Annotated in this window: 12 protein-coding genes; 7 read left to right on the top strand and 5 right to left on the bottom strand. The window is 69.2% G+C overall.

Annotated elements, in window-relative coordinates; genetic code table 11:
- Together KBI44_19860 and KBI44_19855 are read left to right on the top strand one after the other, a co-directional pair.
- Positions 1-633: OmpA family protein (locus KBI44_19860; protein ID MBP9146739.1), on the top strand; the 633-nt coding region annotated here is incomplete at its 5' end.
- A 249-nt stretch (positions 634-882) separates the two neighbouring features.
- Positions 883-1,830 carry a hypothetical protein gene (locus tag KBI44_19855; GenBank protein MBP9146738.1) on the top strand — a complete coding sequence of 316 codons (948 nt, stop codon included), beginning with the start codon at positions 883-885 and terminating at the stop codon, positions 1,828-1,830.
- Positions 1,831-1,896: 66 nt separating this feature from the next.
- On the opposite strand, the gene KBI44_19850 is transcribed toward KBI44_19855, so the two are convergent.
- Positions 1,897-3,555 (bottom strand): FG-GAP repeat protein, encoded by a 1,659-nt coding sequence (locus KBI44_19850; protein MBP9146737.1) that lies wholly within the window; start codon positions 3,553-3,555, stop codon positions 1,897-1,899.
- A 215-nt stretch (positions 3,556-3,770) separates the two neighbouring features.
- Between KBI44_19850 and KBI44_19845 the strand changes: the two genes are divergently transcribed.
- Complete coding sequence (locus tag KBI44_19845) at positions 3,771-5,222, top strand: hypothetical protein (protein ID MBP9146736.1); 1,452 nt, start codon at positions 3,771-3,773, stop codon at positions 5,220-5,222.
- 29 nt (positions 5,223-5,251) lie between these two features.
- Here KBI44_19845 and KBI44_19840 read toward each other — a convergent pair whose 3' ends face one another.
- The 3 genes from KBI44_19840 to KBI44_19830 form a co-directional block, all read right to left on the bottom strand.
- On the bottom strand, positions 5,252-5,563 hold the full coding sequence (locus KBI44_19840) for a HigA family addiction module antidote protein (protein ID MBP9146735.1): 312 nt from the start codon (positions 5,561-5,563) through the stop codon (positions 5,252-5,254).
- Positions 5,564-5,573: 10 nt separating this feature from the next.
- On the bottom strand, positions 5,574-5,849 hold the full coding sequence (locus KBI44_19835) for a type II toxin-antitoxin system RelE/ParE family toxin (GenBank protein MBP9146734.1): 276 nt from the start codon (positions 5,847-5,849) through the stop codon (positions 5,574-5,576).
- An 88-nt stretch (positions 5,850-5,937) separates the two neighbouring features.
- Positions 5,938-7,473, bottom strand: a complete 1,536-nt coding sequence (locus KBI44_19830; GenBank protein ID MBP9146733.1) for a hypothetical protein — start codon at positions 7,471-7,473, stop codon at positions 5,938-5,940.
- A gap of 146 nt (positions 7,474-7,619) precedes the next feature.
- Between KBI44_19830 and KBI44_19825 the strand changes: the two genes are divergently transcribed.
- Genes KBI44_19825 through KBI44_19815 form a run of 3 tightly spaced genes read left to right on the top strand, consistent with a single transcriptional unit; the run spans position 7,620 to position 9,158 of the window.
- Positions 7,620-7,865, top strand: a complete 246-nt coding sequence (locus KBI44_19825) for a type II toxin-antitoxin system ParD family antitoxin (GenBank protein MBP9146732.1) — start codon at positions 7,620-7,622, stop codon at positions 7,863-7,865.
- Entirely contained in the window at positions 7,862-8,203 is a 342-nt protein-coding gene (locus KBI44_19820) for a type II toxin-antitoxin system RelE/ParE family toxin (GenBank protein ID MBP9146731.1), read from the top strand. Before KBI44_19825 ends, KBI44_19820 begins: the two co-directional genes overlap by 4 nt.
- A 52-nt stretch (positions 8,204-8,255) precedes the next feature.
- Positions 8,256-9,158: a PhzF family phenazine biosynthesis protein gene (locus KBI44_19815; GenBank protein ID MBP9146730.1), complete on the top strand. Its 903-nt coding sequence runs from the start codon at positions 8,256-8,258 to the stop codon at positions 9,156-9,158.
- Between the two features lie 136 nt (positions 9,159-9,294).
- Here KBI44_19815 and KBI44_19810 read toward each other — a convergent pair whose 3' ends face one another.
- Positions 9,295-9,531: a hypothetical protein gene (locus KBI44_19810; protein ID MBP9146729.1), complete on the bottom strand. Its 237-nt coding sequence runs from the start codon at positions 9,529-9,531 to the stop codon at positions 9,295-9,297.
- A 314-nt stretch (positions 9,532-9,845) separates the two neighbouring features.
- On the opposite strand from KBI44_19810, the gene KBI44_19805 reads away from it, so the two are divergent.
- Complete coding sequence (locus KBI44_19805) at positions 9,846-11,102, top strand: hypothetical protein (GenBank protein MBP9146728.1); 1,257 nt, start codon at positions 9,846-9,848, stop codon at positions 11,100-11,102.
- Positions 11,103-11,136 lie beyond the last annotated feature (34 nt).

The raw sequence follows: 11,136 nt of genomic DNA, 5'->3' as shown, positions 1-11,136 counted from the left end.
AAGGTCCACGAGGGCGGCTCGGTGCCGTACCGGCCGACGGTCTTCACCGTTCGCACTGAGGACTACCTGCTCTCGCGACGGCTCTACCTCTACTCCGCGAGCAACCCGAGAAACCCGTGGGTGAGCCAGTTCCTCGAATTCGCGCTCTCCCACGACGGCCAGTCGATCGTCGACACCATCGGCTTCGTGGGCCAATCCCTCGTCGACGCGGTGACGGAGCGGGGCGAGCCCGGTGCCGCGGGGCGGGCTGCGCCCGCTCCGAACGCTCCGCCCGAATATCTCCGTGTCACCCAGGGAGCGACGCGGCTGCCGCTCGACTTCCGCTTCGAGTCGGGAAGCGACCAGCTCGACAACAAGGCGCGGCGCGACGTCGGCCGGCTGCTCGAGAGCCTGAGCGCGCCGGCGAATCGCGGTCGCGAGATCCTGCTGCTCGGATTCGCCGACTCCCAGGGTGCGGAAGCGACCAACCTGCGCCTGTCGGCCGGCCGCGCCGAAGCCGTGGCGCGGGAGCTCGCGGCCGAGGGGATCCGCGCCGGCGTCAGCCGGGGATTCGGGTCGGCGCTACCCGTGGCGTCGAACGACTCCGAAGCTGGCCGCGGCAGGAACCGCCGCGTCGAGGTGTGGATTCGCTAGGGCGAAGGGCGCGGACTCATGCCGCCATCAGCGGCTCTTGCTCAGGTGCGGACGCGTGAGCTCGGAGAGGACGTTGGTGTCGCGGAGGTAGGTCGCGCCGCGAGGTCCTCTTCTGGGACGGCTTCGACCTCTCCGAGAACACCGAACGCTGGTCGTCCGTGGCGCCCTGAGGGGGGACGGCTCGCAGTCGCCCACGTGATCCCCGGCCCGCAGGAGTATCCTTGTCAGGCCTCGAAAGGAGCCCGTCCCATGCGCCGGGGCCTTCTCTGTCTCCTCTTCCTTCTGGCAGGTCCTTCGCAACTGCGGGGCGAGACCCTCTACGCGGTTGTGGGGGGTTGGGGGGGGTGGCGGCTGGTCTGGTTCGACAGCGCAGCCCCCGGGACGCTGCTCGGTTCGCTGCCCATCACCGGCGATCTCAACGACTACTCGGACATGGCGATCGAATTCGATCCCCAGACGCGCGAGCTCTACGCTTTCGCCTATCCCCAGTGCCAGATCACCTGCCCCCCTTCGCCGGTCTTCCCGGTGCGCATCGATCTCGCCAGCGGCGCATCGTCGTGGCTCGACTGGCCGGGCTTCCCCTCTTTCCAGCTCGCGCTGTACGACTTCGACATCCATCCCGAGACGCGCGAGCTCCGAATGATCCAGTATCCGCTCACCAACTATCGCTACTCGTTGAACACGTTCGAGCTCCATGTCGACCAACCTCTCGACACTCCGGGAAGGTACGAGGCGCTGGCGCATCCACCTCCCGGCGGAGCGCACGGCGGGGAGACCCTGGCGATCTACTATCCGCCGGTCTACCCCCTGGTCCCCCATCTCGCGCGGCTCGGCGGCGTCGCGGGCAGCCCGCCCGCGTCCTCCGGCGAGGTCACGGTGCTCGGGCCGATCGACGTTCCGCACTACGTCCGCGGGTTCGATATTTCGCCGAGCGGCGAGGCCTACCTTCTCGCCCATTCCGAAGACTGGACGGAGGCCAGGCTCTACCGGCTGAACCTCGAAACGCTGGGGACCGAGGATCTCGGTGCGATCGCGACCCCCTCTCCCGGCGAGGACTTCGTCTACGCGATCGCCGCCGCACCGCAGGGGTTGGGTCCCAGCGTCGTCGAGATCCCGGCGGTCTCCCGCACGGGTCTCGCGCTTCTCGCGATGCTGCTCGCGGCGGCGGCGCTCCTGCGGGCACGACGGCTGCCCTGACCGGGCACGGACCGGGCCTCTGACCGGGTACCCGCGGCGCGCCGCACGGCGCACCGGGTGCCCCGCCTACGGCGACGTCGCGCTCCACTCGAAGGTCGAACCGCCCTCGAAGCCGTCGGAGAAGAAGGAGCCGTAGAGCACGGTCTCGCGGCCGCTGTCCACGACGTCGAGGGAGTCCCAGTAGGGCATGCCGATGACGAGGTCGTCGTAGCCGTCGCCGTCGAAATCGCCGACGCCGAGGGCGCGGCCGGCGTCGGAGCTGTTTTGCACCGAGGGGGGAATCCCAGCGTTGCCGATCGCGAGGAAGCGGTAGGCGCCGTAGTCGCCGGCGACGTTGAAGCTCGTGAGGACCGCCACGCCGCCGCGGTCGGCGCCGCCGACGTCTTCGAGCGGAATCCCCATGGCGAGGTCCGCGGCGCCGTCGCCGTTCCAGTCGCCGGCGGCCAGGGCGTGGCCGAAGTTCTCGTTCGGGCCGTCGTAGGACGGCAGGCCGAAGATCGAGCTCTGGAGGTACTGCTTCACGCGCGTCGGCGTCAGGGCGGAAGCCGAGCCGAACGAGAGCAAAACCATGCCGGTGTTGGCGCTCGCGCCGATATCCTCGGAAGGGTCGCCCATCGCGAGGTCGTCGTAGCCGTCGTAGTCGAAGTCGCCGGCGGCGAGCGCCTGACCGAAGCGGTCGCCGAACTCGCTCGCACCCCCGCCGATCAGAAGATCCTCGGTCCACAGGGCGCTCTGCGTCCAGTCGAAACCGGACGAGCTGCCGACGAAGACCTGCACCGCGCCGGACCCCAGTAGACCCGGAACACCCACGGCCAGATCGTCGCGGAAGTCGTGATTGAGATCGACCGCCGTGAGCGCTGCGCCGAACTCGTTGCCGTCGTGGGGGACGCCAATGACATCGGGAAGACTCTGGTCGACCTTCTGGAAGTCGATCGGAACGAGACCGCCGAAGTGACCGTAGAGGACGATGACCCGACCCGCGTTGACGGGGGGGCTGGCGGGGACGATCGCCTGAGGCACGCCGACCGCCAGATCGCTCCAGCCGTCCAGATTGAAATCGCCGGCGGCGAGCGCCGCGCCGAAGCGATGACCGCTGACGTAACACCCACCCGCATCCCCCAAGCTCTCGTGAACCAGATGCTCCGCCGCGAGCTGAATCCCGCCCGGCACCCCGTAGTGAATCGAGACGCTGCCCGTGCGATTCACGTTGGGAGAGCACGGGTCTTCGTCGCCGGGCGTGCCGACCGCGAGATCGGCGTAGCCGTCGCCGTTGAAGTCGCCCGAGGCGAGTGCGAAGCCGTACTCGTCTCCGGACTCGGGCGGGCTCTGGCTGCCGCTCGCATACTGCGACAGGAAGGTGTCGGCGAGGCCGGGGGTGAGCCCGCCGGGCCCGCCCCAGCGCACGACGACGGCACCGGTGTCGTCGAGGCCGCTGCCGGCGAGGCCGTTGTCGTAGGGCATCCCCGTCGCGAGGTCGGCGTAGCCGTCGTCGTTGAAGTCGCCGCTCGCGAACGACCAGCCGAAGCGGTCGGCGGTCTCCGGAACGAAAAAGAGCAGGTCCTCGTTCTCGAAGCTCTGCGCCCGCACCGACGAGAGCCCCACGGACGCCGCGGACACCGGCGGAGCGGCGGGCAGGGCGAGGCCGAGGGCGAGAAGCACGGCGGCGGACGTCGAACGGGGAGCGAAGCTCCAGCTCGTGCGCCGGTTCAGCCAGGTGGTTTCCATATCTGGCTACGCGCAAGGCGCCGCCCGGCGGGATCATCGCCCGGCGCAGGGGCGCGCCGGCAGCGCGGGATCTGGCTTCGAGGTGCGGTTGTTTCGAGGTGCCAGCCGCACTTTCGGACTTCGAGGTGCGGACTTCAAGGTGCCAGCCGCTTTCCTGCGGCTTCGGCTGTCCCCTTTCCAGGTCCGCCGACGGCAGGACTAGGAAGGAGATCCCCATGCCGCTGCCCTGCCTGTCGTTTCCGTCGCCCGACGCATCGCCCCGCAGAACTCCCGTGCCTGCGTGCGGACGGCACCGGGGCAGCGCTCCGGGCATCTTCCGGAGGGCCGCCGCCCTGGCGCTCTCCATGCTGGCGCTCGGCGCCGCGGTAGCCGGGGCCGACGGCGATCCCGACCCGGCCTTCTGGACGGGCGGCGAGGTCGTGCTCCAACTGCCTTTCGATATGAACTTCGGCGGGCTCGATGCCGATGCGGCAGGGAACCTCGCCCTCGCCTTCGACTCGCCGTTGCTCGAGGGCGTCGATCGCGGCTACTGGGCGACCGTCGGCGACGACAGCCTGGGAGCGTACTGCGAGATCGATCCGGGCACCGGACCCGGGCAGGACGTGCGTGTCCTGGACCTCGCCTTCGATGATCTCGGGCGCCTGATCGCGCTCGTCATGCTGCACTTCGACGAGACGCTCGATCTCTTCATGCTCGTTGCCTACGACTTTCCCGCCTGCGTTCTCGTCCCGTCGTTCGGCGTCAGCGGCGTCGTTGTCCTGCCGACCGATCCGGACTACGAGAGCGACGGCTTCTTCGACGTCTCGGCCCTTTCGGATGGGCATCTCCTCGTCACCGGCCGGACGTGGAACGGCCTGCCGGCGACGCCTCTGGGGCGTCCGCTGGCGCTCGAGATCGGACCGGCCGGAAACGCGATCACCGAGTTCTCGCCCCCCTTCGGCTCCTGGGAAGAGAGCGCGGTCGCGGCTGAAGCCGTCCGCGCCTCGAATGGGCACACGGTGCTCGCGGTCGACGAATGGGACGACTCGCGCGACTTCGTCCTGCTCGACTTCGCCGCCGACGGAACCTATCTCGGGCCGCTGGGGATTCCGTTCGATCTTTGGGTCGAGGGCAGCGACGGGCCGTTCGCGCTCGCGGCGCTCGACGGCGATCGCGTCGTCGTGGTCGGAAATGCGCGCCAGTACCCCGAAGGCGACCCGTCGCCCAGCACGACCGCTGCGGTCGCCATGGCGCGGTGGCCCTCGGCCGGCGGCGCGCTCGAGCTCGACACGAGCTTCTCCGGCGATGGCAAATGGGACGGCAGGGTCGAACACAACGCCACCTTCTTCGACGTGCTGCGCCAGGGGGCCGACCGGTTCGTCGCAGTGGGTTCCTCCTGGCTCCCCGACCAGACGCAGAAGATCCTCCTCGCGCGCTTCCTCCTCGACGGCAGCCTCGACACGACCTTCGGTGGGACCGGGACCGGTCTCTTCACCGAAGATCTGCCGGGAACCTGGTGGGAGCGCGCCACTCGCGTCGTGCCGCAGAACGGCCGCCTGGTCCTCGGCGGTATCGCGGACATCCACTTCGGCGTGCGCGCCATCGGTCTCGTGCGGCGAACCTCCGACCTCATCTTCCAGGGCGGCTTCGAGCAGCTGAATCCGCCCGACTGGCAGGTCGGACCCTGAGGTCGCGGGCGCCGCGACGCGCTCGAACGTCAGCTCGCTTTGGCGAGCGCAATCTTCGCGAGCTCGCGGGCGAGGTTCCGCTCCGCGTCCCAGAGATCGACCTGCTGCTGCATGCGGAGCCAGAGGCCCGGGCCGTTGCCACAGAACTTGCCCAGGCGCAGCGCCATCTCGGCGGTGACTGGGGACTTCTCGGCGAGGATCTTGTGCAGCGTCTGGCGCGAGATGCCCAAGCGCCCGGCCGCCTCCGTCACGCTCATCTGCAGGTCGGGCAGGACGTCTTCGCGCAGGATCGCTCCCGGATGGGTCGGGCGGCGCCGGCTGCGAGTGCTCTCGATCGTCATCGCTCTGCTCCTAGTGGTACTGCTCGAGGTCGACGTTCCAGGGCTCGCTGTCGATCCACTCGAATGTGATCCGCCAGGGCCCGTTCACCATCACGCTCCACCGCTTCGGCAGTCCTCTCAAGACATGGAAGCCGAAGCCGGGAAGGTCGAGGTCGCCGGGCTCGATAGCTCCATCCAGTGCGTCGAGCCGCCGCAAGATCCGCGCGATCTGATCGGGTCGGACCTTCCGGCTCTTCCCGGATTCGAAAAGCTCCTGCAAACCCTTGTGCGAGAAGCTGCGGATCACGACACCGAAAGTGTAAGGTCTTGCGCGTCGACGTGTCAAGCCTCACTTGACACGGGTGGCGCTCGCTTCCGCTGGCATCCGGCATTGTCTACCGCCGCGGCAGCGCCGAGAGCCGGCCCGCCCCCCACTCCAGCGAATCCAGCACTTCGAGTTGGACGAAGTCGGTTTCCCGGAGGTCCTTCGGCAGCGCGACGCAGTCGGCGTCCGCCCGCGGGCCTTCGACGATTTGTCCGATCGCGATCCTCTGCTCAGCGGCCCGAAACCAGAGGAGTCGAAGCGGACCGCGTTGCCGCGGATAGGCGAAGCAGAGCGCCGGCTCGATCGCGGCCGCAGGATCGGCGAGGCGCAACCGGAGGGGCGCTCCTGCCTCGAGGAGCGAGGATTCGACAGCGCTCAACAGACGCGAGACGCCGAGCTCGGGAGGGGTGAGCGACGCGGCCCAGGGCAACGCCGGAACGGAGCGGCCGTCGCCGCTCGTCCAGACGACCTCGAGGCGGCGCAGATCCGCTCCGACGGTGGTCGCATCGCGCACGACGAGGGGCCGGCGGTTTCGCAGGCGCTCGGCGAGGTCGAGGATGCGCAGCGGCTCGCCGGCGAGGGCGCCGGAGGTTGCGCTCGCGACCATCGCCAGCGGGCGGAGCCTCACCTCCGTGGCGAGATCCAGTGCGCGCGAGAGGTTCAGGCTCTGCCGCGATCGCACATGGCGACTGCCGGCGCCAAAGAGCCAGAACATCAGCCTCTTGAAGGGTCTTTCGTCCCGAGTCGTCAGTCCCAGCCCGCGCTCCAGGAACTCCCGGCTCTGGTCTTCGTGCGCCGGGATCTGAAGCTCTTCGGCCGGACCTCCAGTCTTCGCCCAGACCGGGAAGAGCACCCAGCCGGAGCTCGCGAGGATGCGGGATGTCCTTTGCAGAGTGCCGAGCGGGGTTGGAGCGAGACTCTCCTCGGCTCCGGTGCGCAGGACCTCCTCGAACACGCCCGCGTCCACCGCCCACGGTTCGGCGGCGAGCCAGAGCGCCCCGAGATCCCCGCTCCTGTAGCGGGAGACGCCGACCGTCATGCGATTCAGCGCCGCAATCCGCCGCTCGAGCGTGGGAGAGGCGCCCCGGCCCGACGTTTGCTTCGCAGCGAAACGCTGGAGACGCAAGACCAGCTCGGCTCGCGAGAGGCTCTCCTGGAGGGGCGCCGCCTGCCGGCCTGCCTCCTGTCGGGCGACCTCGACGAGCGTGAAGCTCTCCGTCTCGGGAAAGGACTGGAATGCGGTGGCCAATAGACTCGCGGCCGCGGTGAGGGCGGCGGGCGAAGCCAGGTCGGAATCCAGCCAGACCAGATGCGTCACGCTCGGCGGATCGTCCGCCGCGCCATCGACGAGCTCGGCCGGAGAGCCGTCGATGCGGACGAGAAAGTGCGTGGGCGCTCGGCGAAAGGTCGACTCCATCCGGGGAAGCGCCGAGTCGTCGATGTAGACCGTTCTCTCGGTCACGATCAACTTCTCGGTAAAGACCTCGTCGGACTCGGGCTGGCCGAACGCGACACGGGATCCCACGAAACAGAGCAGACCGGCGAGGACGGCGACGCACGGCGTCCGCGTTGACCGCGGGATGAGACCGCTGAGAAATCGGCGCATCGCTCTCTCCTCCTGATGAGGGTACGCCTCCCCCCCACCCTCAGCCCCGCCCCCCGGGAGGGGGGCCAGAGTCGAGCTGCGCAGCCAGCACGTCGAATGCTTTGCCAAATCTTGCCAAGCCACTTGAGTGCTGCTAGCGTCGGACCGTGTCGACGATGAACATTTCGCTGCCCGACGAGCTCAAGGAGTTCGTCGATCACCGCATCGAGTCCGAGGGCTACGGCAGCTCCAGCGAGTACATGCGCGAGCTCATCCGGCGCGACCGCGACCGCGTTCAGTTCCGGCAGTACCTGGTCGAAGGCATCCAGGCGAAACCCGCGGGGCGGATGGACAAGGCCTATTTCACCGAGCTCCGTCGGCGACTGAAGAAGCGCCTCCCGCCGGCGCCGTGAAGCCGGCGATCCGTTCGGCGCTGGCGGCGGCCGATGTCGAAGAGGCGGTGGAGCTCTACTTCGCGGAATCGGCACCTCTCGCACTGCGCTTCGTCTCGGCGCTCGAACGGGCCGTGCGGCAGATCGAAGCGCATCCCGAGTCCGGATCTCCGCGCTACGCCCACGAGCTCAATCTGCCCCAGCTGCGCTTCTGGCCGCTTCACCGCTTCCCCCACGCGCTGTTCTACATCGAGCACGCCGACCACCTGGACGTGATCCGGTGCGTTCACATGCGCCGCGACATGCCGGCGAGTCTGCGAGAAGATACGGCTAGCGAGGCAGGTCCGGAATCCCGGTGATTCCGGAGGCGCGGCGCTTGCAAGCGTAGAGCTCCGCAGGAGGGCGAAAGCGATGCTCATTCACAGAATCGCAGCTTTCTCCGATGGCGCGGTCGGCGGCAATCCGGCGGGCGTGGTCGTGGCCGAGGCGCTCCCGTCGGTCGAGGAGATGCAACGCATCGCGGCCGAGGTCGGCTTCTCCGAGACGGCGTTCGCGGCGCCGCTGGCTCCGATCGCTCCGATCGCTCCGATCGCTCCTGACGCCGCCGGCACCGCCGGGCACTCCGGGGATGCCCCGCGCTATCGGGTGCGCTACTTCGCGCCGGCGTCCGAAGTACCGTTCTGCGGGCATGCGACGATCGCGCTCGGGGCGGTGCTCGCGCGGGAGCGGGGCGATGGGCTCTTCCGGCTGCAGTTGAACGACGCCGAGATCACCGTCGAAGGGCGACGGCAGGGCGACCTCTTCGCCGCGGCGCTCCAGTCGCCGCCGACGCGGAGCGCTGTGGCGGCGCCCGAGCTCGCAGAGGAGTTCCTCGCCCTTTTCGGCTACAGGAAGGAAGACCTCGACCCGCGAATCCCGCCGGCGCTCGCGCATGCGGGGGCGAACCACTTCGTCCTCGGCCTCGCGAGCCGGGAGGCTCTCGCGCGGATGACGTACGACCTCGAAGCCGGGCGGCTGCTCATGAACCTCGAGGGGGTGGTCACCGTCGTCCTCGCCTGGGCGGAAACACCCCTCCTCTTCCACACCCGCAACCCGTTCGCCTCCGGCGGCGTCTACGAAGACCCGGCGACAGGAGCCGGCACCGCCGCGCTCGCCGGCTACCTGCGCGACCTCGCCTGGCCGGGCCTCGAGGGAGGCGGACGGCTCGAGATCGTCCAGGGCGAAGACATGGGCATGCGCTCGCGTCTCACCGCCGAATTCACCGGCGTCCCCGCGAGCTCCATCCGCGTCTCCGGCACGGCGCGGGAGATCTAGCCCCGAGGCGCGCAGGCCGACGGGTGCAACCCCGCGCCGGCGCTACCAGGCCCAGCTCGATCCGAGCCCGACACCAGAGCGAACTGCCGGTCGAGGTGCTGTCGATCGAGGTGGCAGCCGCTTTCCCCTTGCCGCGTCAGCCCTCCGGCGGAAAGGAATCGACGCCGTGGGTCCAGTCCGGCTCGGGCGCCTCGCCGTTGCGTCGTACCAGGATCACGCTGACCTTACCCTGCGGGAGCGCAGCGACGTGCGCCCGCGCGCTCCGCGTCGCCTCCGACATCAAGTCCCACGCCCACGTCCGGTCGCAGTGGGCGCAATGTACCGTCCAACGCTCCTTCTCTCTCGCCACCAGAATCCGCACACCTCGACTCATGCGCCGTCCTCCGCTGGGGCCACGAGGGCGGAGTCTAGGACGGGCGCACCCGTCGTCCAGCACGACTCGAAGTGGGCGGAAACTCGGCTCCAGAACGTCCCAGGTCGAGGTGCCACGTCGAGGGGTTGAGGTGCAGGGGTTGAGGTGCCAGCCACATTCCCAAGTTGAGGTGCAAGTCGAGGTGCCGCCGCTCTCCGGGCTGGCACCTCGACCGCCTTCACTCCAGGGGGCGAGACGCAAGTGGCGCTTCGAGCTCGTTCCCCGGCGATGTCCCCGCATCCCAGCCAACGACGGTAGGGGGAGTGGGGGATTCGATGATTCCAGTTCGCGCTCGGCTCGCCGTCTTCGCTCTGCTTCTGCTCGCCCTGGTCGCCGCGCCGGCGGCCGCCGTCAAACGGCGGGCGTTCGTGACCTCCGTCCAGGGGAACGGCAACCTCAGCTCCTGGTCCGACTCGGGGGGGCTCTCCGGCGTCGCTGCCGGCGACAACATCTGCCGGGTTCGCGCCGCGGCGGCGGGCCTGCCGAATGCCGCCACCTATCGCGCCTGGCTCTCGACCCCTTTGGCCGACGCCTACTGTCACGTCCGGGGGCAGACCGGGCAGAAGTCGACCGGCTGTGTCGGCACGGCGGTTGCCGCCGGACCCTGGTATCGCTACGACGGTGTCGGCAGGTTCAGCGGCACCCTCGACGAGCTGACGGGGCCCGAAGAGCGGATCTATCAGCCGATCCGCTTCGACGAGAACGGGGAAACTCCGCCCGAGGCGTCCCCGAGCTACTGGACCGGAACCGGTTTCGAGGGGCAGGCGCTGGCGAAGACCTGCGCGGGCTGGGTCGTCGGACAGGAGGGGCTCACCGGATCGCATGGCGCCGCCGACACGACGACGGAGCGCTGGACCTGGAGCAATACCGACGGCTGCCATGGTCTCCGGCGATTGCTCTGCCTCGAGCCCGGCGCGAGCGAGGTCACCCCCGTTCCGTGGGTTCCGGCAGCGCTGGTCTTCACGACCTCGACCTTCGGCAATGGCGACCTCGGCTCCTGGCCCGAGGCAGGGGGCCAGAGCGGGCTCGCCGCCGGCGACGCGATCTGCCGCAACCTGGCTGCCGCCGCGCGGCTCCCGTCACCGCAGTCGTTCTTCGCCTGGCTCTCGAGCTCCGCCGTCGACGCCACCGACCGGATGACGCTCGAGGATCGCCCGTTCCGGCGCGTCGATGGCTTCCGCGTCGCCGACTCCAAAGCGGATCTCTTGAGCGGCTCGAACGACAACACGCTGCACGTCGACGAGTGGGGGCGCTACCTCACGATCGAACCGCGGGTCTGGACCGGAACGTCCGCCACCGGCACCGTCAACCTCGCCTGGAACTGCCTCGACTGGTTGGATGGAACCAACGAGGAGCACGGCCTTCACGGCTGGTCGAGCGAGGCCTACAACGACTCCTGGACGGATGCCGACACGGCCACCGGCTGCCCCGGCTCCAACCGGCTCTACTGCTTCTCGAACCGCGAGGTCCTCTTCTGGGACGGCTTCGATCTCTCCGAGAACACCGAGAGGTGGTCCTCGACGCAGCCCTAGAACGGGCGTTCGCTCAGACGTTGAACTCGAAGAG

The sequence above is a fragment of the Thermoanaerobaculia bacterium genome, assembly GCA_018057705.1.
Classification (GTDB): Bacteria; Acidobacteriota; Thermoanaerobaculia; order Multivoradales; family JAGPDF01; genus JAGPDF01.
This window is presented reverse-complemented; position numbering and strand designations above follow the sequence as displayed.

Bases quoted from the DNA above. Each gene is read 5' to 3' on its own strand.
- KBI44_19855 (MBP9146738.1), top strand. From the start codon at position 883: ATGCGCCGGGGCCTTCTCTGTCTCCTCTTCCTTCTGGCAGGTCCTTCG.
- KBI44_19850 (MBP9146737.1), bottom strand. From the start codon at position 3,555: ATGGAAACCACCTGGCTGAACCGGCGCACGAGCTGGAGCTTCGCTCCC.
- KBI44_19845 (MBP9146736.1), top strand. From the start codon at position 3,771: ATGCCGCTGCCCTGCCTGTCGTTTCCGTCGCCCGACGCATCGCCCCGC.
- KBI44_19840 (MBP9146735.1), bottom strand. From the start codon at position 5,563: ATGACGATCGAGAGCACTCGCAGCCGGCGCCGCCCGACCCATCCGGGA.
- KBI44_19830 (MBP9146733.1), bottom strand. From the start codon at position 7,473: ATGCGCCGATTTCTCAGCGGTCTCATCCCGCGGTCAACGCGGACGCCG.
- KBI44_19815 (MBP9146730.1), top strand. From the start codon at position 8,256: ATGCTCATTCACAGAATCGCAGCTTTCTCCGATGGCGCGGTCGGCGGC.
- KBI44_19810 (MBP9146729.1), bottom strand. From the start codon at position 9,531: ATGAGTCGAGGTGTGCGGATTCTGGTGGCGAGAGAGAAGGAGCGTTGG.
- KBI44_19805 (MBP9146728.1), top strand. From the start codon at position 9,846: ATGATTCCAGTTCGCGCTCGGCTCGCCGTCTTCGCTCTGCTTCTGCTC.